The 24533-nt window shown below is 49.4% G+C and carries 22 protein-coding genes, 6 pseudogenes and 3 riboswitches; of the genes and pseudogenes, 11 read left to right on the top strand and 17 right to left on the bottom strand.

The window, feature by feature from the left end:
* Window positions 1-41: 41 nt before the first annotated feature.
* A pseudogene (locus RCF31_RS24385) lies at window positions 42-142 on the top strand (IS481 family transposase); the annotation flags it as partial.
* 47 nt (window positions 143-189) lie between these two features.
* Here RCF31_RS24385 and RCF31_RS24380 read toward each other — a convergent pair.
* The 5 genes and pseudogenes from RCF31_RS24380 to RCF31_RS24360 all read right to left on the bottom strand — a co-directional run.
* Window positions 190-561 (bottom strand): annotated as a pseudogene (locus RCF31_RS24380) (DUF86 domain-containing protein).
* Entirely contained in the window at window positions 558-848 is a 291-nt protein-coding gene (locus RCF31_RS24375) for a nucleotidyltransferase family protein (RefSeq protein WP_416413894.1), read from the bottom strand. Before RCF31_RS24375 ends, RCF31_RS24380 begins: the two are co-directional and overlap by 4 nt.
* 231 nt (window positions 849-1079) lie before the next feature.
* The gene (gene feoB / locus RCF31_RS24370) at window positions 1080-3395 is read right to left on the bottom strand and encodes a Fe(2+) transporter permease subunit FeoB (protein ID WP_416413893.1); all 2316 of its coding nucleotides are present in this window, start codon (window positions 3393-3395) and stop codon (window positions 1080-1082) included.
* A complete protein-coding gene (feoA, locus tag RCF31_RS24365; protein WP_416413892.1) occupies window positions 3392-3619 on the bottom strand; it encodes a ferrous iron transporter A in 228 nt (75 codons plus the stop codon). Before feoA ends, feoB begins: the two co-directional genes overlap by 4 nt.
* A gap of 705 nt (window positions 3620-4324) precedes the next feature.
* Window positions 4325-5251, bottom strand: a pseudogene (locus RCF31_RS24360) (IS3 family transposase); the annotation flags it as partial.
* A gap of 98 nt (window positions 5252-5349) precedes the next feature.
* On the opposite strand from RCF31_RS24360, the gene RCF31_RS24355 reads away from it, so the two are divergent.
* Both RCF31_RS24355 and RCF31_RS24350 read left to right on the top strand, forming a co-directional pair.
* Window positions 5350-5937 carry a hypothetical protein gene (locus tag RCF31_RS24355; protein WP_416413891.1) on the top strand — a complete coding sequence of 196 codons (588 nt, stop codon included), beginning with the start codon at window positions 5350-5352 and terminating at the stop codon, window positions 5935-5937.
* A gap of 195 nt (window positions 5938-6132) precedes the next feature.
* Window positions 6133-6933 carry a shikimate dehydrogenase family protein gene (locus tag RCF31_RS24350; RefSeq protein WP_416414168.1) on the top strand — a complete coding sequence of 267 codons (801 nt, stop codon included), beginning with the start codon at window positions 6133-6135 and terminating at the stop codon, window positions 6931-6933.
* A gap of 223 nt (window positions 6934-7156) precedes the next feature.
* Here the strand turns inward: RCF31_RS24350 and RCF31_RS24345 are convergent, their stop codons facing one another.
* Both RCF31_RS24345 and RCF31_RS24340 read right to left on the bottom strand, forming a co-directional pair.
* Complete coding sequence (locus RCF31_RS24345) at window positions 7157-7348, bottom strand: hypothetical protein (protein ID WP_416413890.1); 192 nt, start codon at window positions 7346-7348, stop codon at window positions 7157-7159.
* A 282-nt stretch (window positions 7349-7630) separates the two neighbouring features.
* Window positions 7631-8022: pseudogene (locus RCF31_RS24340) on the bottom strand (2Fe-2S iron-sulfur cluster-binding protein); the annotation flags it as partial.
* Window positions 8023-8026: 4 nt separating this feature from the next.
* On the opposite strand from RCF31_RS24340, the pseudogene RCF31_RS24335 reads away from it, so the two are divergent.
* Window positions 8027-8626, top strand: a pseudogene (locus RCF31_RS24335) (ISL3 family transposase); the annotation flags it as partial.
* Window positions 8627-8711: 85 nt separating this feature from the next.
* Here RCF31_RS24335 and RCF31_RS24330 read toward each other — a convergent pair.
* The 5 genes from RCF31_RS24330 to RCF31_RS24310 all read right to left on the bottom strand — a co-directional run bounded on the left by RCF31_RS24330 (window position 8712) and on the right by RCF31_RS24310 (window position 12024).
* Window positions 8712-9017 carry a hypothetical protein gene (locus RCF31_RS24330; protein ID WP_416413888.1) on the bottom strand — a complete coding sequence of 102 codons (306 nt, stop codon included), beginning with the start codon at window positions 9015-9017 and terminating at the stop codon, window positions 8712-8714.
* Between the two features lie 229 nt (window positions 9018-9246).
* Window positions 9247-9456: a hypothetical protein gene (locus RCF31_RS24325; protein ID WP_416413887.1), complete on the bottom strand. Its 210-nt coding sequence runs from the start codon at window positions 9454-9456 to the stop codon at window positions 9247-9249.
* A gap of 122 nt (window positions 9457-9578) precedes the next feature.
* A complete protein-coding gene (locus RCF31_RS24320; protein WP_416413886.1) occupies window positions 9579-9764 on the bottom strand; it encodes a hypothetical protein in 186 nt (61 codons plus the stop codon).
* Window positions 9765-9778: 14 nt separating this feature from the next.
* Window positions 9779-11578, bottom strand: a complete 1800-nt coding sequence (trbC, locus tag RCF31_RS24315; RefSeq protein WP_416413885.1) for an F-type conjugative transfer protein TrbC — start codon at window positions 11576-11578, stop codon at window positions 9779-9781.
* Window positions 11551-12024, bottom strand: a complete 474-nt coding sequence (locus RCF31_RS24310; protein ID WP_416413883.1) for a DUF905 family protein — start codon at window positions 12022-12024, stop codon at window positions 11551-11553. Before RCF31_RS24310 ends, trbC begins: the two co-directional genes overlap by 28 nt.
* A gap of 581 nt (window positions 12025-12605) precedes the next feature.
* Between RCF31_RS24310 and RCF31_RS24305 the strand changes: the two genes are divergently transcribed.
* Complete coding sequence (locus tag RCF31_RS24305) at window positions 12606-12779, top strand: hypothetical protein (protein ID WP_416413882.1); 174 nt, start codon at window positions 12606-12608, stop codon at window positions 12777-12779.
* On the opposite strand, the gene RCF31_RS24300 is transcribed toward RCF31_RS24305, so the two are convergent.
* The 3 genes from RCF31_RS24300 to RCF31_RS24290 form a co-directional block, all read right to left on the bottom strand.
* A complete protein-coding gene (locus RCF31_RS24300) occupies window positions 12761-13078 on the bottom strand; it encodes a HigA family addiction module antitoxin (RefSeq protein WP_416413881.1) in 318 nt (105 codons plus the stop codon). The two genes, RCF31_RS24305 and RCF31_RS24300, sit on opposite strands and share 19 nt — an antisense overlap.
* Window positions 13078-13359, bottom strand: coding sequence for a type II toxin-antitoxin system RelE/ParE family toxin (locus tag RCF31_RS24295; RefSeq protein ID WP_012439768.1), 282 nt, complete (start codon window positions 13357-13359; stop codon window positions 13078-13080). Before RCF31_RS24295 ends, RCF31_RS24300 begins: the two co-directional genes overlap by 1 nt.
* 135 nt (window positions 13360-13494) lie before the next feature.
* Window positions 13495-14025, bottom strand: a complete 531-nt coding sequence (locus RCF31_RS24290; RefSeq protein WP_416413879.1) for a plasmid SOS inhibition protein A — start codon at window positions 14023-14025, stop codon at window positions 13495-13497.
* Window positions 14026-14188: 163 nt separating this feature from the next.
* On the opposite strand from RCF31_RS24290, the pseudogene RCF31_RS24285 reads away from it, so the two are divergent.
* The 6 genes and pseudogenes from RCF31_RS24285 to RCF31_RS24260 form a co-directional block, all read left to right on the top strand.
* Window positions 14189-14374, top strand: a pseudogene (locus RCF31_RS24285) (hypothetical protein); the annotation flags it as partial.
* A 149-nt stretch (window positions 14375-14523) separates the two neighbouring features.
* Window positions 14524-14835: a hypothetical protein gene (locus RCF31_RS24280; protein ID WP_416413878.1), complete on the top strand. Its 312-nt coding sequence runs from the start codon at window positions 14524-14526 to the stop codon at window positions 14833-14835.
* 183 nt (window positions 14836-15018) lie between these two features.
* Window positions 15019-15089, bottom strand: a riboswitch (Fluoride riboswitch).
* Window positions 15090-15511: 422 nt separating this feature from the next.
* Window positions 15512-15575, top strand: a riboswitch (Fluoride riboswitch).
* Window positions 15576-15725: 150 nt separating this feature from the next.
* Window positions 15726-16949, top strand: coding sequence for a cation:proton antiporter (locus RCF31_RS24275; protein WP_416413877.1), 1224 nt, complete (start codon window positions 15726-15728; stop codon window positions 16947-16949).
* A gap of 11 nt (window positions 16950-16960) precedes the next feature.
* Window positions 16961-17383, top strand: coding sequence for a universal stress protein (locus RCF31_RS24270; RefSeq protein WP_416413876.1), 423 nt, complete (start codon window positions 16961-16963; stop codon window positions 17381-17383).
* 48 nt (window positions 17384-17431) lie between these two features.
* Window positions 17432-18970 (top strand): MutS-related protein, encoded by a 1539-nt coding sequence (locus tag RCF31_RS24265; RefSeq protein WP_416413875.1) that lies wholly within the window; start codon window positions 17432-17434, stop codon window positions 18968-18970.
* On the top strand, window positions 18967-20490 hold the full coding sequence (locus RCF31_RS24260) for a MutS-related protein (RefSeq protein ID WP_416413874.1): 1524 nt from the start codon (window positions 18967-18969) through the stop codon (window positions 20488-20490). The genes RCF31_RS24265 and RCF31_RS24260 overlap by 4 nt, the downstream gene beginning before the upstream one ends.
* A 275-nt stretch (window positions 20491-20765) precedes the next feature.
* On the opposite strand, the gene RCF31_RS24255 is transcribed toward RCF31_RS24260, so the two are convergent.
* Both RCF31_RS24255 and RCF31_RS24250 read right to left on the bottom strand, forming a co-directional pair.
* Window positions 20766-21194 (bottom strand): universal stress protein, encoded by a 429-nt coding sequence (locus RCF31_RS24255; RefSeq protein ID WP_416413873.1) that lies wholly within the window; start codon window positions 21192-21194, stop codon window positions 20766-20768.
* A 244-nt stretch (window positions 21195-21438) separates the two neighbouring features.
* Window positions 21439-21513, bottom strand: a riboswitch (Fluoride riboswitch).
* A gap of 394 nt (window positions 21514-21907) precedes the next feature.
* Complete coding sequence (locus RCF31_RS24250) at window positions 21908-23833, bottom strand: methyl-accepting chemotaxis protein (protein WP_416413872.1); 1926 nt, start codon at window positions 23831-23833, stop codon at window positions 21908-21910.
* Window positions 23834-24533 lie beyond the last annotated feature (700 nt).

Genomic DNA, 24533 nt, shown 5'->3' with positions numbered 1-24533 from the left:
CTGTGTGATTCATAGACATCGCTTCACTATAATGCCTCACTGTGAGCAGGGAAATTCAGCAGCGGATACAGTTGAAACGTCTGGTGATGCGGGGTTCGTATGCAGTCGCTGTGGCGTTTCTCGCCCCACATTGCGTAAATGGTAGCGCAGATATCAGCACAATCGAATGATGGGATCAAAAGATTATTCTTAGGAGCCAGCATCTCCATTTTCAGCATCCTCAAGCACTATTGGCAGTTGACTCAACAACGTTGGCAACCATTCCTTCACCGTGTCCCACACCACATCAAGGTTTATGTCAAAATACCCATGAGCCATGCGATTACGCATATTGCGCATGCTACGTCATGGAATTTCCGAGTGCTTTTGGGTGAAATCCACATAGCCATCCATGACCTTGGTGGAAGCCTCTCCGACGATAATAAGACTCATAATGACTGCTTGCTGGCTTCGTTTATCCACCAGAAAATCATCCTTTGTTAAGCCTTCAACAAAGCTGATAGCATCTGACGCTGCTTGCTGGATATGCTCAATATAATCAGGTAGACGGTTTTCACTCATATAGGGCGGGCCTCAGCCAGAACTTTCGCCCGAAATTTCGATGGTAAGTCACCCGGCGTCAATAAATCGACTTCTATACCAAGAAGTGATTTCAGTTCATCTTCCAAATCGCCTAAGTCCAGCAAAGTGGCTCCCGGAAGCGCATCGACTAGCAGATCAAGGTCGCTGCCATCTTTATCAGTCCCATGCAGTACAGAACCAAAAATCCGAGGATTAGCGGTACGATAGCGGTTTACCGTTGCCAGTACAGCACCACGCTGCATGTTGAGAGCAATCGATGGTCGCATAACTTTCGCTCCTTAACATTCTGCATTCAAACACGTACCCGAATAATACATCTTTAAACTGTAAGTTAGATGAAAATCTGACTCTTTTGTTCGCAAATATCACCCATCATCAACAATCCACTTTTGTCTATTCCGTCCATATAGTGAAACGATATCAATGAATCACACACCTAACCTGTCTCTGGCAACACCTGCCGTCATACTATCCCGGACAGGTGTTGCGCCTGAATGTTAACTATTACAACAGCCTTTGCAGCCAGCACACCCCGCACCATTTTCGGCTACCGGAATATTGAGACGCTGCTCTTTGATGCGTTTACCCCATTTCCGCAGTAACGTAATAAGCACTACATTCACCACCACGACACTGAGCAGGCAGATTGCGCTATAGGCCGGATGCGCACTAAAGGTCACGCTCTGATAAAACAGGGTGGCGATAGAGAACGCCACATTCAGACCCCAGAAGAAAGAGAACAGCATCCAGTTTCTGCCCGCTTCACGCGCTATCGCCCCCATGACTGAGACGCAAGGCACATACAACAACACGAAAATCAGGTAGCTGTAGGCGGCAAAAACACTGCCAAATTTCGCACTCATCACCCCCATCTGTCCGGCAGCCATCTCACCGTCCCCTTTGCTGGCTTCAATCGGGTTGGCTAACGCCCCCAGACTGACTGCGGCTTTCAGCCCTTCCCAGGTGGCGGTTAGCGATCCTGTCAGTTCCGTGAGCAGATTAAACTCCTCAGGGTTGAAACCACCGCTTTGCACATCTTCACCGGTGTACAGGCTGTTGAGGGTACCCACTACCACCTCTTTTGCCATGATGCCCGTCACCAGCCCTACTGTGGCCTGCCAGTTATCATCCGTGACCCCAATGGGTTGGAGAATCGGCGTAATCACTTTGCTGGTCGCTGCCAGCGCAGAGTCATTGATGTTTTTCACCGTATTACCGTTAAACGAGAAGCTGCTCAGCACCCCGATAATCATACTGACAAGGATAATCACCCGGCCCGCGCGGATAATGAACATCTTCAGGCGCTGCCAGGTCTGAATCAGCAGGCTCTTCAGGTGAGGACGATGGTAAACCGGCAGCTCCATAATGAAAGGTGAGGCTTCACCCCGCAGTAACGTATGTTTCAGGATCAACCCGGTGATGATTGCCACGGCAATCCCCAGCACATACAACGAGAACACCAAGCTGGCACTGTGAGCACCAAAAAATGCCGCAGCAAACACGGCAAAAATCGCCAGACGCGCACCGCAGGACATAAAGGGAGCAATCAGTACGGTAATCAGGCGTTCACGCGGCGTATCCAGCGTACGCGCCCCCATCACTGACGGCACATTGCAGCCAAAGCCGACAATCAGTGGCACAAACGATTTACCCGGCAGACCCAGTGCCTGCATCAGGCGATCCATGACGAAGGCAGCACGCGCCATGTAACCGGAATCTTCCAGAAATGACAGGAAAAGATACATCAGGCCAATCTGGGGAATAATCGGCAGCACCGTATTGATACCTGCACCGATCCCCTGCGCCAGAAATACCGTCAGCCAGTCGGGGAAATGGAAGGTGTAGCCGAGCCACTGCGTACCGTGAATAAACAAGGCGACCGAGCCACTATCAAACACCGGTTGCAGCGCCGCACCGATATTGATCGACAGCACAAACATCAGATACATCACGCCGAGGAATATCGGGATGCCCGCCCAGCGGTTAAGAACCACCTTATCGATCATGCCGGTAAGGTGGCCCGGTGTTGACTGATGGATATTGCTGACGGCGGCACAGAGATCGGTAATCGCGCGGAAACGGTAATCGGCAATCACCATACCCGGATCGCCACCTGCCTCTTTACTGATCTCCGGCAGATGTTGCACTACCTCCGGACAGATTTTCTGACTGTTGAGATCCCCTTCCAGCAGTTGCAATGCCAGCCAGTACTGCTTTTGTTCCGGGATAGCAGACGACATCATGGCACGCAGGCGGGTGATCATGGTTTCAACCTCAGCCGGATATGCCACCCATTTCATCGGCGCACGGTGATGGTGATGGTCGATGGTCTCCTTGAGACAGGCAATCCCTGCGCCACGGGTTGACGTCAGGGATACCACCGGACATCCCAGTCGGCTTGAAAGCGCATCAATATCAATGCTGATATTCTGACTGGCAGCAATATCCTGCATATTCAGCGCGATAATGCAGGGAACACCTAATTCCAGCAGTTGCACTGTCAGAAACAGGTTACTTTCCAGATTCGACGCATCCACGACATTGATCACCAGATCGGCCTGGTCGTTAAACAGGTACTGACAGGCAATACTTTCATCTATCGAGGTATCCGCCGAAATGGTGGTTAACGAGCGCGTGCCGGGTAAATCAATCAAATGCACATCCGAAGCCGCAGTAAAAAACTGCCCTTCTTTGCGCTCAACTGTCACCCCCGCCCAGTTGCCTACCCGCTGCCGTGCACCGGTAAGCTGGTTAAATAAGGTGGTCTTGCCGGTATTCGGGTTGCCGATCAAACCAATGATTAACTTCTTCATGCGGTCATTTCCTCAAGAAGGATGGCCGCCAGATCTTGCTGCCGTACTGCCAGGCTGATGCGCCGCGTGCGGATTTGCACCGGATCGCCCATCGGGGCCACGCGGATAACTTCAATAAGCGCGCCGGGGATCATGCCCATCGTCAGTAGCTTTTGCCGCCAGGCAGGATTAATCGGGCTTTTATAGCCTGCAATCCGATAAACGCGGTTGGTTTTAATTTGCATATCATCAGCCAGCTTAGTAACAAGGAGTGATGATTATATAAATGATAACCATTCCCACTTTTGATCCAGGATCAGGTTGTGGCGAACAATCAGGCTTTAACTTCAATGGCGGGTTAACAACGAGCAATTCATTATGGAAAGCGAATAACACAGCCCTGCTCTGAAAGCATCAGACAATTCAGATAGTTACATAAAGAAGATATGACCAGTACAAATGCTGAGATTGGCACGATAATTTACTCTTATAATGTATGTTGTAACTATATTCTATCTACTTCAGACATCGGATCAGATCACAGCTTCCAGTTATCGGGAGTGATCTTTTGAAACGACGGGATGCAAGACCGCTTTGCCAGTACAGTTTTACATTCTGCCATGCACAAATTACCCATTCGTTTATTTGTGCAACTGGTCACTAAAAATAAGGAGGCTTTATTATGCCGATAGATGCAATTAAAGGAGCTATGGCATCCGTCCCGCAAAAATATGAATGCGTTTTAGTTAAAATCACTAAACCAGAGCGGGGACCCGGTGCTGATATAGACAGCACCGGATCTGCATTATCTGGTCAGGTGCCGTTCAGCAAGGTATAGGTATTGCCGGTAAGTAAAAAACTGTCCCCCACAGCTGTAGCCAATTATCTCCCACTCACCGCGTTTGCTAACCATGCACGCCCAGCCGCATTGCCCATGTAAAGGTCCCGGTTTAGTTCCAGACACTTTCTGAGATTCCGGCGTCAGTATTCAGCACGCGATATTCTTCGGGCGTCATATGGTTCAGGGATTCATGCGGGTGTTCGCAGTTATATTTGGTCAGCGATCTGTCTGTGATTTCCCTTACCTCATTCAGTGTTCTGAACAGGTAAAAATCCCGTATTTCCATACGATATGTCCGGTTGATGCGTTCAATAAAAGCATTCTGAGTTGGTTTGCCCTATTTAATAAATTCGCATATTACCGCATATCTTTCGGACCATTCGGCCAGAGCCAGTAAGATAAATTTCGGGCCGTTGTCCATCCTGAGCTTCAGCAGATATCCCCGACCAATAACAATACGCTCCAGTACCCAGATAACGTATTGTGCTGGCAGATTCAGGTCGATCTCAATCGCCAGTGCTTCACGATTAAAGTAATCCACCACATTGAAAGTGCGAAATTGCCGTCCACAGGTCAGCGCAACGTACATAAAATCTATTGACCAGCTCTGATTGAGTGATGCAGGTACTGCCAGAGGCGCCAGATTACTGGCGGGCAACCGCTGTTTGCCTCTGCGCCTGAAATTAAGTTTCAGTAGACAGTAAATCCGGTGCACACGTTTGTGATTTCAGGGATACCCATGCCGGCGCAGTATCCGGAACAGCTTGCTGAAGCCGTAACGGGGATAGCACTCAGCCGCCTGCTAAAGCGCGGCGATAACGGGTTCGTCACGTTGTAAGTCCTGCGATAATGATAAACCGTACGGCTCAGCGACAGAATCCTGCAAGCTTGACGGACGCTCAGAGAAAATGCCTGAACCATATAAGTGGCCAGCTCCCGCTTCAGTACTGGCTTTAAAGTTTTTTACGTCCTTGATCGCCCGGTTTTCCAGTCTTAAATCAGCGAACATCTGCTTCAGATGGCGATTCTCCTCTTCACCACGTCTGTAACGTTCCTGAACACACAGGAGAGCAAAAGATTTATGCGGCCTAGCGCATTCGTGATACCGATAAAACGTTTTATCAGCTGGTGGGTGTGAAATTCGATAGCGACAGCACGCCGGGAGGTGACCCCAGACAGCAGAAACCTCTCATCAATGTGGCAAATGTGCGGAGCGTGGTTAACCAATCCTCTGCCTATGACATGGATGCCTCAGGAACCCAATATGCTATAGATTTCAGTTGGATTGTTATCCTAGGTTTCGGCAATTTCCAGGTACAGGAAAAACAGGGAGCAACAACCAGCCAGTGCCTGAAAGGCCCGACGCTGACCTCCCCATGCGCATGGGTGGCGGCCAATCAAAGCGGCTCCGGCGTGTTTCGCGTGACTGCCAGCAACAAGTATGGCTCCGTCAGCGAAGACATTATTATGGAGGTGAAGGCCGGTGACAATGGTAATGGCGATGGAGATGGAGATGGAGATGGAGATGGAGATGGAGATGGAGATGGAGATGGAGATGGAGATGGAGATGGAGATGGAGATGGCGAGGATACCGGAGCTATCCCGGCATACGATAGCCATACAAAATATATCGTGCCCTGCACCAAAGTCTCTCATAACGGCAAAATCTGGCTAAAACAGTGGTATTTGCACATTGGCCAGGAAGAACCTGGCAAATGGTGAATGGGGGAGTTAGCATCAACTCGGTGCCAGCAATAACAGTTTTAAATAAAATGAATGTTGTCTTGCGTAGTCTGGCGAACCATACCCAATGCCCATCATGACAGTCAAAAGCCTTATTGGTAGCAGTGAGATATTTTCTGGTATAACTGAAATCACACCCAATCCAAACTCTGCAATGAGGCAAAAAACTTGGATATGCTGGAGCAGGTCGATGGTCGGTTGGTGGTATTAGGCATCCTGGGCGACCCTGTCCATCAGGTGAAAGCACCGCTGATGATGAATGCCGAAATCAGGCGTAATCAGCTAGCCGAGACCCTGATGATACCGTTCCATGTCTCCCGCGAAGGTTTGAATGAGTTTTTGACGGGGTTGAAATCGTGGCAAAACTTCCGTGGAACCATTGTCACCATGCCTCATAAACAGGCTGTCATGGCAAGTCTGGATCAGGTATCGGAACAGGCAAAAGCAATTGGGGCCTGTAATGTTATCAGGAGAGAAACTGATGGCAGCTTAACCGGTACCATGCTGGATGGTGAAGGATTTGTCAGTAGCCTGCTGGCGGCGGGTTATAAGGTTACGGGAAAAAGTATCTATCTTGCCGGAGCAGGGGGCGCTGCCAGCGCCATTGCTCACGCACTGGCAAGCCATGGCATAGCAGGGATAACGATTTACAATCGCACTCAAGCCAAAGCAGAGGAACTCCGTCAGGCGCTGCACAAGCAGTATCATGAGTTGCAGGTTTACATCGGCACTGACACACCAGAACCTCATGATATTGCGATTAATGCAACCTCGGCAGGGATGGGAAACTCTGAACTGTTGCCCTTCTCACTGGAGAAACTGACGCAGCCGACGTTAATCTGCGACATCATCATCTACCCTGAGCGAACCTTGTTACTGCAACAGGCGGAGAAACAAGGTCTTCCCACACATTACGGTAGAGCAATGTTGCAGCAACAAATCAGCCTGATGCTGAAATATATGCTGCATCAATAAGATGCGTTTCCATAGTGGCCACTTCACTCAATGGCGCTGTTTATTTACTGTTCTGGCAATCGATATTCTTATTCCGGCAGAACATGGCATCTGAGCCGTTATCGGCTTCGAATTTCGCCCTGACTGCCTGGCGTGTTTCCAGTTCTGTTCGGCCAAAGGCTGAATGCTCTTTCAAAAATACTTTTATCTTACAACAATAATTTTGGCCGGAGTTTTAAGGCCGCTAGTTCCCCAGGCGATCATTGCCGATGTTGATATTTACGTCTGGTGATACCGACATTGTTAAAATATGCGCATCCTGTCGTTTCGTCTTGCGCCCCTTAATATAACCATCGCAATAGCCTTGCTGCATCGCATTCTGGTTATTTTCGGGGCAGAAGTGAATGTAATTATTGTCCATCGGACCACCAGCCATACAGTCATTCATTCCGCGGGTAAAACTGTTGCTGGCATTACAGGATCGCGATGGCGGCTGAGAGGGTAAAGCCGGACAATATATAAATGGCAGCGCCCAAGATACCGGTGCGATGTACAACACCAAATTTCATAAAAGTAATCTCAGGACGAATTTAAAAGAGGCACATCGCCCGAAAGAGAAATAAGGCGCGAACACCTTCAGTAGAAAGGCCGGATTGATATCAATATTCTCCTGTTACAACCCGGTTTTCTATCAATCAGGTTAGAAATTCGTTGTGGCTTAAGCCAGCACTAAATCACCCTGTGGATGACAGGAACAGGCCAACACATACCCCTGTGAAATTTCCTCAATGGTCAGGGTCATGGTGTTGTTGACGTTATATTCCCCTTCAAGGATCTGCGTTTTGCAGCAGCCGCAAACACCACCACGGCAAGCTGCATTAATAGGAACCTTGTTACTTTCCATCGTTTCCAGTAAGGAGCAGCCCTGTGCTGCATAAAAAGTTTTCGGCAGGAGACAACTTGCTGAATTTCAGATCTTTCCCGTTGGTGGACATCTCGGTCGGAGGGGTAAAGAACTGCTCTTTAAAAAATCGCGTTACGCCAAGCGTTCGCACAGCCTGTTCAGCCCATGTCATATATGCACCGGGCGCAACACATCACCGTACGTGCCATATCCAGCCATCCTCCGAAAACCGGTCTGCTAGAGCCAGGCGTGAGTGGCTGGAAGAACGACGGGAAAGCGGTGATCTTAATGCCAGCCAGATATGGAGGGGTATGGTCGCAGAAGGGTTCGCCGGAAGTGAACCCCTCGTCAGGGATGAAGTTGCCAAATGCCGTAAGGCAAGGGCCGCACCGGTTACTGCACCCGCCCGTCTTCCATTAGCTTCGGGAGTGAGCAGGTGGCTGATGCCCTGGAGAATAATCAGAGGGAAAGAAAATTATGTTACCCGTTTAACCGGGCTGATGTGCGAAAAAGAGCCACAGCTGAAAATAACACAGCAACTGGCGCTGGACTGCTATCGGCTCCTTAAGACCAAAAACAGACAAGAGCTGAGTAATTTTGGTTCACCCGCGTCAGCGAAAGCGGTTCTGTGAAACTTCAGCGCGTTGCAGCCGGGATGTAAGGTGCAGCAGCAATATGTAAAGCCATCAGCAGCAGATGGAGTACGGTGTAGTTGAGGGACATGTAAATCGTCTCAAGATGCTGAAACCGATGAACGGGCGTGCCGGTTTTGAGCTACTGATGCAACGGGTAATGAGTCCTCTGGTGTAAAGGGATCCACCCAAGTGGCGGAAGACCCAAATTACAGCTGCTGTTGTTAAACAAGAGAGGGTAAAAGTTCGACTACTGTTGACATTCAACCAGACACGCCATACCGCAGCGGCCAGAGCGAGTACGCGGACAACAGCATAAAAAACAGCAGCCACAGCAGGCTGAAAACCCGCAGCTGCAACCGGAATCCCGATGCCCGCCGCGGGTAGCAGAATTCCCTTATCACCAGTCCCCAGGCCAGCGCCAGTACCGTGACCGATACCGGCCACAGCGGTGTCAGGTAGCGCGTCAGCGGCAGAAACAGCCATGGCGACAGCGAGAGAAGCAGCTGAGCACACACGGGTATCCAGTCAGGCTGCCGCGGCAGACGGAAGAGGGGCAGAATATTCATTCAGAATGGTCCATAACAAAGTAAATAACGGAAGTGACAGTGTGTGCGAACGTCAGGAGCATAAGCCTGAAGGAAAAAAGGGGGGCGTGGACAGCCCCGGAAATAACCAAAGGAAAGCAGTATGGAATCAGTACAGAGAATGAGAGACAGGCGGGAAGTCCCGGTTATGTCTGTTATCGTCCGTTTACCGGAAAACCTTAACGCAGGAACAGAATATTTCGCGCCATGCTCAGCCGGGCAGCAGAAGCAGCAGCGTCGCCAGCGACATCAGCACCGCCGTCAGCACCGCCCGGCGCAACCGCACGCTCTGACGCGCCCGCTTACGTTCATCCGCAGGTAAAAAGTAATCAATGCTCCGCCAGCACACATAGCTCCAGAGCAGCAGGCTTATCAGGGCCAGTACATGAACCGTCCAGACCCGGGCTGAAACCTCCTGCATGCGTATCCCCTCCGTAAACCGCCGACATGGCAGCCACGGAGCCCCTCTCCCGGCCGCATGCCGTTACGAACAGTACGCAATGATTATGTCCTGAAACCGTTCAGCCCGTAAATACCGGGCGGTTACGCGCCGTCACCCGTCTGCTGATGCTGCGCCACATCACGCTCCGCGTCTTCCACCCGGGTTATCAGCGCCGCGAGCGAGACCACGTCCGCAGCGGGATTGCGGCAGGCCCGGCGGTAACGCAGGCGCAGCGCACAAAGGCGGATAAGGGACTCACGATAAGGGGTGGTACCACTGTTCATCATCGTTTCTCCTTTTGTCAGGCTTCCTGTGAAGTCGCTTTAAGAGGCGCCAGCGCCACATAGTTCTGCGCGGCTTTTTCAATCGCCTCGCGCCCCACGCCCATCAGACGCGGCTCACGCAGGCGCACCTTATAGCCTCTGCCCCGCGCCGGCAGGCTGGCCATCACCATGCGCCAGAGTACCGACGAACGGACCGCTGCAGAAGGGGGGCGCTTCCAGCTGTATTCACATTCGAGAGAGAACTCACAGACTGCGGCCAGCGCCGGGTCGGTCAGTACCAGCCGGCGGGTATCCTGTGCCCCCGGAGCTTCGTCCAGCACGCGCAGGATGCGCTGCACCCGGTCAGCGCGCACGTAACTGCGGCGCTTACGGTAAGGCATGGTTGCCAGCAGCCGGGCCTCGGAGGGCGGCGCTACCTCAACAAACCGGTTGATCCGGATGTCCTGACGACTGATTTTGTCCACGTCGCTTATGTAAAGTGAACTGCCCCGGATGACCTGCCCTTTAAACAAAGTGATATTTTCACCCTCCTGCAGCCTCTGTACTTCCTCCACGTCGACCTTTTTCTTCTCAGTTACCTGCAGGCGGGGGTCATCGCTCAGGCCGCTGCCGATAATGCTGCCCTGCTGCACCATGGCGCCCATGTGCGCACGGTATTCGGTGCCGGCCATCAGCTGCAGGATTTCCAGCGTGTCTTTCGGATCCATGATTTTGCCGGTGATACGCGTCCCCATGTTGGCAATCAGCGTCCAGACCGCCTCGCCCGCCGCCGTCTTCAGGCGCTGGACCTCCTGCCCGGCCAGCAGCAGCGCAATGCAAAGCGAGCGTATCTGTGTGGCCAGCTCGCCCACTTTCTCTGTATATCCTGCTCCTGCCTCGTCAATAATCCACAGGAACGGAAAGCGATCCTTAAATTTCCGTACCTTCATATTGTCCCCGGGGCGTCCTTCGATTTTCTCGCCGAGATCCTGACTGATAATAATAGCCAGCTGGGACTGAATAAGACGTGCAAGCGTGGACACTTCGTTGCTGGACACCTCCAGCGCGGGCACCAGCATGGTCAGGATGCGGTCGTTGTGCACCACGTCCCGGAGGTCAATGTCGCCCGCGTCGCGCGCGAACACGTGTCCGTATGTCTCACTGAACAGGCTCAGCATGCGCGTGTACTGCTGCATCAGGTAGCCGTGCTGGCGGTTCGCCTCCGGGTCCCACTCAGACGGCGTGGCTACCTTGTCCATGTCGAAGCCTGCCAGCGTGCTCAGGTAGTTTTCCAGTACAAAGCGAATATCTTCGTGCCACTGCTCCCCGACCGCCTGCACGTACAGGCCGGCAATTTTACGCAGCGGCAGGTGTGACTGAATGGTGCGCTGCGACATCACCGTACCCTCGCGCCGGCACTTATAGACCAGCGCGGTCACCAGCGCCTGGTTCATGGAGCGTGCCTTTTCCTGCCAGTCTCCGCCACTGCCTCCGGTCTGCGGTAGCATGGAATCCATCAGATTGATGATGTATGACTCCTGCGCGATGCCGAATGCGTTGTTGGTATTGGTCTGCGGGCGGCCCTTCATGTCTTCCAGCAGCTCCTGCGCCCGGGATCGCCCGCCGTTGATGAAGTTCATTATGCGCAGGTCATCCTCGCGGCCAAAACGCCTGGCCAGAGAAGCGATCGACAATGCGACATCGTTCTGTGCTTTAAAGTCAGAGTAGATAAGCCCCTTGCCCCAGCACAGGCAGTTGAATACCCACCCGAGAAGCATCTCGGTTTTACCGGCGCCGGTGGTGCCGAACATCAGCATGTGGCGGCACAGGTCATCCATGGAGAGCCACAGCTCGCGCCCGGCGTCCCTGCCGCGCAGGCAGCCGGAATCACAACCGGGTTGTCCGGCACCCGCTGCGCCGCTGCACTGGCTAAATCGTTAAGGATCCGGGCCATAGACTCCCGGCGCTGTTTGAGCGTCATCGGGACATCATTCAGATCGGTCAGTGCCGTAAGCTGGTCACTCAGGAACTGGCGTATGCCCCAGCTGTTGATGTACTTACGCAGCCCGTTGCCCGCGTAATTATCAAAGCTGTAGGCGCTCCAGATGGGACTGCCAAACGGCTCGCACACAACCAGACGGAAGTGGCTGCCCTGATCGTCGTCGATGTAAACATTGCTGAAGGCGGCCGTAACGTTTACGGCCTGCTCGCGCGTAATCATGCCGTTTCCCAGCGCGGCTACGCAGCGCATTTCGGTGATGATGCCCGTCCGGGTTGTAGTCATGATGTGCTCCTGTCAGAATTAATGATCCGGCTGACCGCCGCGCGGTGCCCGAAAAGCCCTTCTCTGACGCGGGTTTCTTCTTTCCGGTCTGGCCTTTCGCAGCAAAGGGCAAAGGAGCAACGACGAAGAGAGGGCATAAAGGGGCGACGACAAAAAGTTTTTGAGGCCCCTGGCAAAAATTTTTTGGCGGCGTGCATTTCACCCCTTTCTGCACGAACCGGCGGTGCTACGACCAGCCCTCCGCGCTAGGGCTGGCCGGAAGGCAGAGAAGCGTCAGAAGGGAGGTTTCAGACCGCCCCGCGGGCTGGCTTTAAAGTCCCGGCGGGGTTTGCCGGGACGGTGAAAGCGACGGCGCAGCCGGCAGCAGTCGTTGACCCCGGACATCAGACCGAAACCGCCTGCGGCCGAAACCCGCAGGGTTCGGTGGCGCTTACCGGCTTGCCGGTTAGCGACATAGGGCTCGACAATCCGGCCTGCTGGGGAGCCGAAGGGGTCCCATGCTGTTGCTGTTAATACGATTTTATCGACGGCGGGAAGAAACCATTGATCTGAAAGCTACCGATGCAGATTCAGGGAAACGTATGAAGGACATACGCAGTCTGGCGGGGATGACCGCTGCGCCAGGACCGGCTTTTCCCAGCCCGCAGGGCGGCCGTGTTGCTTTTACCGGGGTATGCAGGGGGGCAAAGAAAAACCGCGCCAGTCAGCGCGGTGTGGGCAGGGTTGTACCGGAGCGTTACTTTACCGCGCTTTGAGCCGCAGAATCGTCACTCACACCCGGATGCAGGTGAACACCCGAAACGTCCGTCGTTTCTCGTGCCTTATGCAGGTCGCAGGCGGCCTGCATGGATAACCACAGGCGCGCAGCAATCCCCAGCCCCGCCTCCAGTCGTACCGCCATTTCCGGGCTGACCGACGCCTTACCGCTGGCGGCCTTGCTCAGCGCCGAAGCAGACACGCCCAGCTCTTTCGCCAGTACGCGCAGACCGATATTGTTATCTTCAATGTACTCGGTGATCAGGCCGCCCGGATGCGGGGGATTGAACATGGCCATCAGTGGTAGTCCTCCAGGTTAAGAATATAGGCATCGCCGTCCGTGAATTCGAAGGTGATGCGCCAGTTAGCTCTGACAGTGATAGAAAACAGGTTTTTCCTGTCACCCTTAAGGGGGTGAAAACGAAAGCCCGGATAGTTTCTGAATTCGTCCGTGGAGAGCGCCTCATCGATGACCAGCAGGCGAAGGCGGATGCGTTCTGCATCCTGCGCCTGTACGCCGCTGATATCTCCTTTTTCAAACAGCTTCTGTAATCCTTTGTGCTTCCAGCTTTTAATCACTTTGCGGCTCCGCGTTTCCTGTTAAGAAACAGTATATCATGCGTTTCTCATCGAGAAACGGTGGGTTTCATTATTTTTTGCTGTCCCGGACAGACGGGGCCCGGGTCGTCAGCTTGTTTGGCACCAGCCAGCGATTCATGCCCTTCTGCGCGCTGTCCATGTGCAGCGATCGCAGGTGAATTTCTCCCGCCACTTCGCAGGCAACGTCTCCGGCATACGGTTCAGGGTTTCCAGTCCGCTCAGCGACGGAAAGCGCCTCGCCCACACGGCGATCATATTCTTCAGGTCGTTTTCCGGTACACTGTCACACCAGGCGGCAAACCAGCCGCGCAGCGTCTCCGGCGTGCGGAATGCCAGTTCTGTTTCAGACTGCCGGATGCTGTTCTCCAGCTGGCGTTCCCGGTAGTCTGCTGCCTGCCGTTCACGTCGCGCGGCGTGGTGAACCGTCTTATCTGCAACGTGCTTCGCGCGCTCAGCCCGGCGGAAAACCGCCTCCGGAAACAGGATTGTTGCCAGCTCGCCCGGCAGCGGCAAGGGGCACACCTCACCCGCCGTGCTGAGCTGTGCGCTTTCCCACTCCGGCAGCGGCGCGCGTTTTTCGCGCGGGCGCAGGTAAATGGCCCGTATGCGGTTCAGTGCCAGGATGGTGCCACTCAGCTGCTTCATTAACGCGGAGGCATAAGGATAGCGGGGCCAGCTGATCGGACAGGGTATCCGGGGTGTGCTCAGTCATGCTCTTATCCTTTCTGTCAGGTTAACGGGGTAAAATCAGGCCGCCCGGGCGGCGCAGGCCGGCGGCGTGGTGCTGTACATGAAATCGCCGGATGCCAAAGTGACGCTGCTGCAGGATGCAAAAGCGTTCAAAACCTACCTCAATGCCAACCCGGATCAGTTCAGCGAAATGGAGACGCTGGTTATCCGCGGTTTCCAGCCCGCACGTGATACGGGTTTCAGTTCAGTGATGATTTCCAGCGGGGAATACAGTTCGTTCCTCCGGGTGTTTGTGGATCCGGTCGGCCATCGTGCTGGCATCGCTGACGGACAAAGACATTGGTGAGGTTATGCGCCGCCACGGCATGCAGTCCGCCCCCGAAGGTGAGGGGAAACGTGCAGACTGAACCTGTGTCATGATGGTACCTCTGTAAACCGGAGGCGGTGTAGTGTATGTGCAGACGACGGGCTAATGATGCGGGGATGGCGATGGAGACAGGGTTGCAGACTTCTCAGTTAAGTTTTGAACAGCGGGCGCTGGTCTGCCTTCTGCTGATTCTGCTGGTCATCCTCTGGTCCCGACTGGTGATGCGATTCCTTAACTGGCTGAGGGTAAAACGGCTTAACCGGGAGGGATACCGACTGCACCTGTATACCGGGGAAGGACTGCGGCAGGAGAAATTCATCCTTGTTGGCGAGACAGTCATGGCGGTTATCCTGTCTGTCGCCGCTGTCTGGCTGTTTGATACCATCATCCCGATCTGAATTCACAGCCTTCAGAAAAGGTCTCTTCACCGCCGTGCGCAGGCAGGCCTGATTAACGTCTGATTCTCTGGCAGTTCCGCTGCCGCCATAACGGAAAACCTTTTATGACATACCCTGCTGATAAAGCATGCAGGCCACTGAACAAACGGTATGAGCCTGACATGCCTCAAATGGATAAAATGAGACATACCAGGCGTCATCAGCTCCCAGGGAGGAGCGGTTGGATAAGGTGGAATGCCATCACCCTGAATTCAGTTTCTGATACTTTTTACAAACTGGTAATCGTTTTGTGGCAATTTTTTACCCGTGCCAGAAAACGGGAGTGAAGGATTGGAGGTACATAAGAGCCCGAACAATACTTGTTGTGCCAGAGTAATTCCAATGAAGTTTATGAGCATCCGTAGTGTAACGGTGCCAGTGATAACAAATTCTGTCGCGCCCTTCAGAAAGACCTGATTGTGTGCCCACGGCAGGAAAATTATGCCAGCATGACTCAGTAAGTTCAGATAACAATAATTATTATGTTCATAATTCAGAAAATTTTTTCAAAGAATAATTTTTTAAACCTAAAAATATGAATACTTTCATTGCGATAAGATAATTTTCCTTTGCTTTTTTGATTAATTAAGTGCATGTCAAAGATTATTTTCAACAGATCCCGCGAGTATCTGCTAAGTTGTAATAAGGAGATGGCATTCCTCCCTTAACCGCCCGCAATGGCTGATGATGCCTACACGATATGATGCTTTCTGACTTGTCAGAAAGTCTGTGTGTGGGAGACATCATGAACCAGTCAAACAGATTCGTACTTTCCCTGAGTCAGCATTCATCAGAGCGATTCCGTCACTCTGCTTCCTGTGACATTCGTTCAGATTTATATGGTGAAGCTTATGACTGAAATATGGTTTCAGGCAGCCCTGTGGCTGGGGCTTGCCTTAGTCGCGACGCTTCTGTCAATTTATCTGCGTATAGCCACGGCATTGTCTGAGATTGTTGTGGGTACTATCGCGCAACTCTTTATTGGGGCATTGCTTGGCGCGACAGTGCTCGCCGGCAATTCCAGCTGGATCCAGTTTCTTTCTGGAGCAGGAGCGATACTCCTGACTTTTCTGGCCGGAGCGGAACTTGACCCCGGGGTATTCAGAAAGCAGTGGAAGCAGGCATTATTCATCGGATTAATTGGCTTCTTTGTACCTTTCCTGCTTTGTGCAGCAGTGGCGTATTGGGGGTTTGGATGGACGCAACCGGCAAGCTGGCTGGCAGGAATTGCAATGTCAACGACTTCAGTAGCCGTAGTTTATGCAGTAATGCTTGAATTAGGATTTAATAATTCTGAATACGGAAAAACCGTTCTGGCTGCATGTTTTGTCAACGATCTGGCCACAGTTATTGCACTGGGTATAATTTTCGCCCCCTTTACTATGAAAACGGTGGCATTTACCGGTGCAATAGTTGCAGCAGCCTTTATTCTTCCCTGGCTGACTCCGCGGTTCTTTCGACGTTTCGGGGAACGACCTTCAGAGCTTGAAGCAAAATTTCTGATGTTATGCTTGTTTGGATTAGGGGGGCTCGCCACCTGGGCTGACAGCGAAGCTGTACTGCCTGCATATCTGATAGGCATGGTGCTTGCCGGCACTGTCGGAAAAGACCATGCGCTGATTCGTCGCCTCAGAACGCTCACATTTGGATTGTTAACGCCATTCTATTTTATAAGGGCTGGTTCACTGGTCTCCCTGCCCGCTTTGGTGGCAGCACCAGGAGCATTTTTAACATTATTGGCAGTAAAAATGTGCGCCAAAATGGCAGGTGTATATCCTCTGAGTCGCGCCTATGGTTCCAGTGCTCAGGAGGGAATGTACACCACTCTTTTGATGTCTACAGGTCTGACATTTGGGACGATATCAGCGTTATTCGGTTTGTCACACAAACTTATCAATGAATCACAATATTCCGCTCTCGTAGCAGCTGTAATAGGTAGTGCAGTTATTCCTACACTAATCGCGAATGCATTTTTCCTACCCAGACATTTACTACCTGATGATGAGGAAAGCAGTAAAGCCGTGAGAGAAGACAACACAGCCCGACGATCAATATCCGGGAAACATCAGATTTGAAGGAGAGCCTGATGATGATGAAAGAAATTCTTATTGCTTATGACGGTTCTGACTCTGCACGTGCGGCACTGGATTACTCATGTGAACTGGCGAAAAAATTCGGCAGTCACATTCATGTTATTGCTGTCTGTCAGCCACCAGAGTTTGGTGGCGAAGTTGAGTTACAGGATGTGGTAAAAAAAACGCAGGCCCATTTCAATTCGATGCTCAAACACCTGAAGAATCACCACTCAGAGCTGGGTAGTGATACGAAATTCCGAGTCGTGACCGGACATCCGGCAGAGCAGCTGTTGCGATATGCTGACGGCAATCAAATAGATCATATTGTGCTGGGACACCGCGGTTACTCACTGTTTGAGCGCTGGCTCCTGGGTTCGGTGGCAAGACAGGTTATTGATCATGCAAGGTGCCCGGTGACAGTGATACGGCAATAATATGCATGAGATCATTCATTGATAATGATATTAATGAACGAGGTAGTTATGGAATATGATAATATCTTATACCCAGACGAAAACAGAAAGGCATATATATTTGACAAAAAAATCATGCCGAATTGTTTCGTTGATCTGAATCTGGATAAAATAATAGATGCTGTTACTGATGGCAGGGAGGGATACAATTTAAGAGAAATCTACCACACCCCCCTCAAGGATATAAAAACCATAAAATACCGACAAGCGGTTTTTTGTGACATGGAGAAAAAGGATGTCTGTAATGCACTATTGAGATTCTCAAAAGATGTAAGGGAAATACAGTTGATAAAGGAGAAAAAAGAATACAGGTATTACAAGTGGCAGCAACTTCGCTGGGATTTACACTGTGTCACGCTGTATTGTGAGGCAGTTAAAAATCTGACGCAACACCTGAAAGGATTACCGCTGCACTCACACGGCTTGCAGCTTTTCTTACAGTTCCTGTTGAGTTATGGTGCAAGTGAAGAATTCTGCCATCTCGAAGAAGAATCCAGAGCCATATGCGCGCAGTTAGATAGCATTAAATATCTCATCCGAATAACCGGAGATACCGTTTATGTTGAGAGATATCACAATCAGATAAACTTCAGTGATGAAGTTATTTCAGTCTTCTCGAAGTTCAGGCAGCACGATGTACAGACTGATCTGGAGCTTAAGAGCAGTAACTCAGGAATGAATCATGTCGAAGGGCAGATACTGGACAGAGTGGCAATGCTGTTCCCGGATAAATTTAACAGGATGGAATTTTTTCTGACTGAAACCAAGGGTTACTTTAATATAAAAATAGAAAAATTTGAAAAGGATATACAGTTCTATCTTTCTTTTATTGAGTATATGAGCAAATATAAAAAAAAAGGACTGCCATTCTGTCTTCCCATGGTACAGCGTGAGAGTAAAAAAATATACTCAGTCGGCTCATATGATCTGGCATTGGCTGATTCGATGAAAGATAGCATAGACACCATTATCAGAAATGATTTTGAACTGGATGGAAATGAAAGGATTTTCTTAATATCTGGCCCCAACCAAGGTGGCAAAACGACGTTTGCCCGCATGATTGGACAGATGCATTACCTTGCAATTTTAGGGCTTTATGTGCCCGCAGAACAGTCCCAGTTTTATCTGGTTGATTGCATATACACTCACTTTGAACAAAGCGAAAACATCCGGAATTTAAGAGGGAAGCTTTATGACGATCTTGTAAGGATAAAAGCGATACTGAATTCTGCCAGTTCAGACAGCCTTATAATAATGAATGAGATATTCACATCGACCACTTCGAAGGATGCCACTTACCTGGGCACAAAAATAATGCAGAAGGTTATTTCCCTAGGTGCAATAGGTGTGTGTGTAACATTCATTGATGAGCTGACCACATTAAGCAGGTCAATTGTAAGTCTGATGAGTGCAGTCGATGAAGAAAAAAACGGTGGCAGAACGTATAAAATAATACGAAAGCCGTCTGATGGACTGGCCTACTCCTCCTCTCTTGTTAAAAAGTACTGCCTGACTTACCGGGAAATAAAAATGAGGATTCGTATATGAAAACTTATCTGATGTACCCTGATGCTGAGTTTATCATCGACAACGAGTTTTATGAAGGTTACACACTGTTGATGAAGGACCTTGAACTTCAGGTTCTATTTGATGCGATGTCTGACGGGGATGATTTTTTAGAAGCAGTAGTAAAAAAAGCCTTTTCATCTCCTATGACTGAAGTACAGGAAATTGAGTACCGACAGGCTGTTTTAAAAGATGTTATTGAAAACCAGGAAACAGTCGAAAACATGTATGAAACGGTTGTTAATTGCATAATGATGGAAAAGGAAAAGCTTCATTATGGCCTTTTTGGGCATTATCCTTCGGCCGTATTACATCAGTCACTGACTTATACTCGTTTTCTTCTTGAGCATTTGCGGAAGTTAAGAGCTACGGCTGAGGTGAACATTGATAAATTTCATTCGTCTGGCTTCAGACGACTCATGAAACTTCTGATTTCAGAACTGAATGAAGATTATCTGTCTGAAATTGAAAAAAAGCTGAAGGAGATGACGTTTAAGAGAGGTGTTTCCATAAGTGCAGAGCTGGGTGCAGGAAACAAAGCAAGAAAATACATACTCAGAAAAGTCATTCATCCAGAACGATGGCAGTGGTTACATCGTATCTTTAATCATGAAAGAGATTTTTATACTGTAACCATCGCCCCCCGGGATGATAATGGGGCCAGGGCACTGAGCGATCTTCAGGACCAGGGTATTATATTAATTGCGAACGCGATGGCACAGGCGACAGCACATCTGCTCAGTTTCTTTAATTCCTTAAGGGCGGAAATAGGCTTTTATATTGCATGCCTTAATCTGTCAAAAAAACTTTTTTCAAGGAATATTCATATATCTCTACCAGTGCCCATACAAAAAGGAGAGCGCCATCTTGTATTCGATTCTTTGTATGATACGTGCCTTACTCTGCTGTCCGATGAAAATATAGTCAGTAATAATCTGAAAACAGACAATAAAAGTACATTGATTATTACTGGAGCAAACCAGGGTGGGAAATCAACTTTTCTCAGGAGTGTTGGGTTAGCTCAGTTAATGATGCAAATAGGGATGTTCGTAACGGCCGGATATTTTTCGTCAGATGTCAGTCGGAGGATTTTTACTCACTATAAGTGTGAAGAGGACAGTACTATAACGAGTGGAAAACTGGACGAGGAATTAAAAAGGATGAGCAATATTATTGATAAATTAAGATATGATGATTTAGTGCTTTTTAACGAATCATTTTCAGCAACCAACAGCCGTGAAGGGGCCGAAATCATCCGTAACATCGTTACTGCTCTGACAGAATCAAATGTAAAAGTGCTTTTTGTAACACACACCTCTGAATTCGCATGTGAATATTTTAGCGAGAATCATAATGACACTGTATTTCTGTCAGCTCAGAGAGAACAGAATGGGGGAAGAACTTATAAGATATTTCCTGGAGAGCCCCAGGATACGAGCTATGGCGAAGATCTTTTTAATGAGATTTTTTTTGAAGAACATCTTATCAGTAAGGCGGGGTGATCCACCTTACATGATTAATTTATTTCCACAAGTGGTACGTAAACAACTGGCATAATGAGCCTGTAATAAGTGCTATGATTATAGTAACATCATCTGATAGCGGGCGGCCGAGAAAGGTTCCGAACATAAAAATTATTATATAGGTTATAATTATTCCGACAACTGTTGAGAATATTATTGGTTTTGTCCTCATTAGAAAACCCTCGTATTTGATTGTTCTTTTTTTCATGTTTATCGATCCCAGCGTGCTTGCTTACAATCAATTTCCAGACCTCTCATGAGGGTGGGATATGTTTTATTAAGACATCCACAGCAAGGTGATTAATAAACTCGAAGGAAAATGACCTGTACACGCCAAAAAGTCGATTCTTATGACCTAACATAACAAGGTCGATTTGCTCGTTTTCTACTAATGAAGAAACATCTTTAAATCGGTGAATACTGACGATAGAACTGACGTGCACATTTACCTGTGAAGTTTCAACCAGTTTGCTTAACATTGCTTTATCCTTTATAATCGTTCGTGATTGCAGGTCCTGAGCCGGGGCATCCCAGATATAGTTAAGCTCACGGTAATCTTCACTTATATGACCAACCGTGATTTGTGTTTTCATCTGAACGGCCATTCTCTCTGCGTGCTCTAATAACAGCTGACCATCAGTTTCGTCATGTACCAGTATCAATGCATGTTTATAGATTTGCATAAATCACCTCTTTACGTAAGATAATTTGAAGAAAGGTATTGTCTCGTTATAACTGGTTGTTACAGATGGAGTTTGTGCTATAAATAAGGCATGTGTGGATGCAATGCATGAGAGTTCGTGTTTTTTTCAACCAAGATAAAATACGCGATTGTCAGAGTTAACACATTGGAGAGTTGATTGCTACTGAGGGATATAATTTTCATAATGATACCTGACATGAATGCCTTGTTTAAAAGCAATAAAAACTCTGTCAGGCGTCATCATCCGGTACTGTTTTGCCGGCGGTTGGGAAAGGTGGAACACCATCACCTTATAACAATATTATAACCATTTTTGTAGGTATGCAATCACAGATGAATTGCAAAAAAATGATTTTTTCATATTAATGCTATAGTTAACTTTCAGTTTTTTCGATATTGCTCACGGAATTTTAAATTTTACCGTTATCCTGCTTTAAATATCACTAGTTTTAAAATCCGAACCACCTGCCAAAGTTGCTGATTTTGGTGACATATCAGAATAACCTATTCATACGTCCCGCAGTCCTCTTGACTGCATCAGGTAGGCAGGAAAAGATGGGAGTAATGGCGGTATATGAAATTCATTTAAGATAAAAGGGCAGGTCACTGCCCTTTGAATATCCTAATCATCTGATGGGGTTTACATACCTCATGTCAGGTCCAGTCATTGAATTGATTATGAAAAAAATGGAATCAGAATGAACGCCAGTTATCCCCGATTGAGGTTCCCGTTATTGCCAGCTCTGGCTGCGATGTTGACAGGGACAGAACCTGATTTTTTTCTTTCATCTCAGGATGAACCACCATGGCAGCAGCGTTATCCATCAGTTTGAAGGAACTCACCAGCTCTGCCATTAATACCGCCTGCTCTGACATGGACTGTGCCGCACTCGCCGATTCTTCAACCAGAGCTGCGTTCTGCTGCGTCGTGGTGTCAATTTGCCCCATCGCAATATTGATCTGACCAATACTATCACTTTGCTCACGGCTGGCCTGTGCAATTTCATCAATAAGTTGCGTCATACTTTGAATATCAGACACAATATCAGCCATTCCACGATCGGCTTTCACGACCAGTTCTCTGCCAGATGCCACCCGCGCGACAGTGTCATCGATAAGCGTTTTAATTTCCCGCGCTGCACCGGCGCTGCGTTGTGCCAGGTTCCGGACTTCGCTGGCCACAACCGCGAATCCCCTGCCTGATTCTCCTGCTCGCGCAGCTTCCACAGCGGCATTGAGCGCCAGAATATTGGTCTGGAAGGCTATGCTGTCAATAACCTTAATAATTTCAGACATCTTCATTGAATCATTCGAGATTTCCTGTATCCGTGAAGAAACATCATTCATTACGGTACCATTATCTCTGACCGCTGCTGCCACACCGCTGATAAACTGGCGCGCCTGTTCTGTATTACTGGCAGTATTGCTGAAGGTTGAGGTCAGCTCTTCGAGCGTTGCTGCTGTTTCCACCACGCCGGCCGCCTGTTCTTCAGTACGTGAAGCCAGATCATTGTTGCCACTGCTTATTTCAGTTGATGCGAGCGAGATGTTGTTTGCCCCTTCACGCACGCGGAGGAGCACCCCGGAGAGTTTACCGACAAAGCGGTTAAACGCTGCTGAGATTTGGGCCAGTTCATCTCCTCCCCGTACATCTAGGCGGCGGGTCAGATCACCTTCACCGGAGGCCACGTCTTCCAGCGCGTCACGTAACGTACCTAACCGGCGCAGCTGCCGGTTGACAACCAGCCCGACAATAAGCGCAGTGATAACCAAGCTCACCAGCGTAATAAGGAGGGTGGTCCGCTGTAATGCAGAAAGTGATGCAGTAACTTCATTGCGGTCAACCGCAATAACCAGCGACCAGGTTGTCCCTTTTACCGGTGAAGCGTAAATAAACTGCTGTTCGCCATTAATGGCAAGTTCGGCATGTCCGCCATTGCCCGCTAATTTATGGACAATATTGAGGTTCAGTGAAGGAGACAATTCGGATAACGATTTGAGGATAACTTCTGATTGTGGAGCAGCAATCAGTCTGCCGCTGCTGTCCACTAAGAATGCAAAGCTTTTTGCGAGCGGATGAATTGCACCAACCGTATCTGAAACGGTATCAAGGTGCATATCGCTCCCTACCACCCCGAGCGTTTCCCCGTTTTTGATAACAGGCTGAGCAAAGGTGATTGTCAGCTTGCCCGTCGAGGCATCAACGTACGGGTCAAGTAGCAGCGGATGACCGGCTTTAACTGTCGCCAGATACCAGGGGCGCTGGCTGCCATCGTATGTAGCCGGCATAGGGTGGACAAACACATGTGAATGGGGTTCACGATAGACGATGTACGCATCATCAAACGCGCCGGCTTCGATCGCTGCATTAAGAAAGGGAACGGCGTCTTCATGACGACCGAAGGCCGTCTTAATCGAACCGGTGATACGTTGTTTTTCCGCTGCCCAGCCAGACAGTTCTGCCGCATGTACCCGGGAGAGCTGGCCAATCCGTTCATCAATACTCCGGAGCGTCTGCCCCCGTACCGTCGTATAGGTAAAAGCGGCAAGTGCGATAAGTGACAGTGCCGTTATGACAACGCTAACGGCGATTAAACGCCCGCGTAATGTTTTGAACATGATATACCTTCCACCCCAATGAGATTCCAATGAACGCCCGCATTTTTCAGCATGCCTGAAGCGTTGTTCAATATGTATAATTACGAAATAAATCATCGGCGGCTGAAGCAAAAACTGTAGGGAAGGGATCTATATAGGCAGGGAATCGCAAAAAAATTAAGATCACAAGGTTTGAGCGTTAAATTAGCTGAAAATATGGCATAATTTGCTGCCATCGCTCATCGTCGTACGCCACATGAGCAGTTGCTGCGGTTTTATTTATTGTATTGGAATGATTTTTATCCGTGGCACATCTTCAGCAGGGAAATGATTGGCTGGCTGCGCAATAATGAACATGTATCTATCTCACGTATCCGGAAGGCTTCTGAGGATGAGTGTTTAATGATTAATCATTGATCATTAATGACAGATATTTATCTGGCATTAATGGTGAAAGGTATAGCAATTGTTTGGAGTTAAGCAATATCCCGAATACATTAATTTTACTACATTTTTAAGTTGGGCCTGCATTATGCTTTTCGGGCAAAATAAATACACAGGGGGCTTTTTCCAGGCATAATTCCGACTCGTTGGTACAGAGAGGTACCAGGAAGTTCTCGCCTGATGAAGTTGCATCACGCTGGTTAATACTTAACTCACACTTAACTGTTAACAGTATAAGCGCTACGTTCCTGTCCTCGCTGCAGTGGAACGGATATGA

Origin of the sequence: Pantoea sp. App145, assembly GCF_047947045.1 — a bacterium.
GTDB lineage: Bacteria > Pseudomonadota > Gammaproteobacteria > Enterobacterales > Enterobacteriaceae > Pantoea.
This window is presented reverse-complemented; position numbering and strand designations above follow the sequence as displayed.

Coding starts and splice junctions, on each gene's coding strand:
- RCF31_RS24375 (WP_416413894.1), bottom strand. CDS start 848: ATGCGACCATCGATTGCTCTCAACATGCAGCGTGGTGCTGTACTGGCA.
- feoB (WP_416413893.1), bottom strand. CDS start 3,395: ATGAAGAAGTTAATCATTGGTTTGATCGGCAACCCGAATACCGGCAAG.
- feoA (WP_416413892.1), bottom strand. CDS start 3,619: ATGCAAATTAAAACCAACCGCGTTTATCGGATTGCAGGCTATAAAAGC.
- RCF31_RS24350 (WP_416414168.1), top strand. CDS start 6,133: ATGCTGGAGCAGGTCGATGGTCGGTTGGTGGTATTAGGCATCCTGGGC.
- RCF31_RS24345 (WP_416413890.1), bottom strand. CDS start 7,348: ATGGCTGGTGGTCCGATGGACAATAATTACATTCACTTCTGCCCCGAA.
- RCF31_RS24330 (WP_416413888.1), bottom strand. CDS start 9,017: ATGAATATTCTGCCCCTCTTCCGTCTGCCGCGGCAGCCTGACTGGATA.
- RCF31_RS24325 (WP_416413887.1), bottom strand. CDS start 9,456: ATGCAGGAGGTTTCAGCCCGGGTCTGGACGGTTCATGTACTGGCCCTG.
- RCF31_RS24320 (WP_416413886.1), bottom strand. CDS start 9,764: ATGATGAACAGTGGTACCACCCCTTATCGTGAGTCCCTTATCCGCCTT.
- trbC (WP_416413885.1), bottom strand. CDS start 11,578: ATGGATGACCTGTGCCGCCACATGCTGATGTTCGGCACCACCGGCGCC.
- RCF31_RS24310 (WP_416413883.1), bottom strand. CDS start 12,024: ATGACTACAACCCGGACGGGCATCATCACCGAAATGCGCTGCGTAGCC.
- RCF31_RS24305 (WP_416413882.1), top strand. CDS start 12,606: ATGAAGGACATACGCAGTCTGGCGGGGATGACCGCTGCGCCAGGACCG.
- RCF31_RS24300 (WP_416413881.1), bottom strand. CDS start 13,078: ATGGCCATGTTCAATCCCCCGCATCCGGGCGGCCTGATCACCGAGTAC.
- RCF31_RS24290 (WP_416413879.1), bottom strand. CDS start 14,025: ATGAAGCAGCTGAGTGGCACCATCCTGGCACTGAACCGCATACGGGCC.
- RCF31_RS24280 (WP_416413878.1), top strand. CDS start 14,524: ATGTGCAGACGACGGGCTAATGATGCGGGGATGGCGATGGAGACAGGG.
- RCF31_RS24275 (WP_416413877.1), top strand. CDS start 15,726: ATGACTGAAATATGGTTTCAGGCAGCCCTGTGGCTGGGGCTTGCCTTA.
- RCF31_RS24270 (WP_416413876.1), top strand. CDS start 16,961: ATGATGATGAAAGAAATTCTTATTGCTTATGACGGTTCTGACTCTGCA.
- RCF31_RS24265 (WP_416413875.1), top strand. CDS start 17,432: ATGGAATATGATAATATCTTATACCCAGACGAAAACAGAAAGGCATAT.
- RCF31_RS24260 (WP_416413874.1), top strand. CDS start 18,967: ATGAAAACTTATCTGATGTACCCTGATGCTGAGTTTATCATCGACAAC.
- RCF31_RS24255 (WP_416413873.1), bottom strand. CDS start 21,194: ATGCAAATCTATAAACATGCATTGATACTGGTACATGACGAAACTGAT.
- RCF31_RS24250 (WP_416413872.1), bottom strand. CDS start 23,833: ATGTTCAAAACATTACGCGGGCGTTTAATCGCCGTTAGCGTTGTCATA.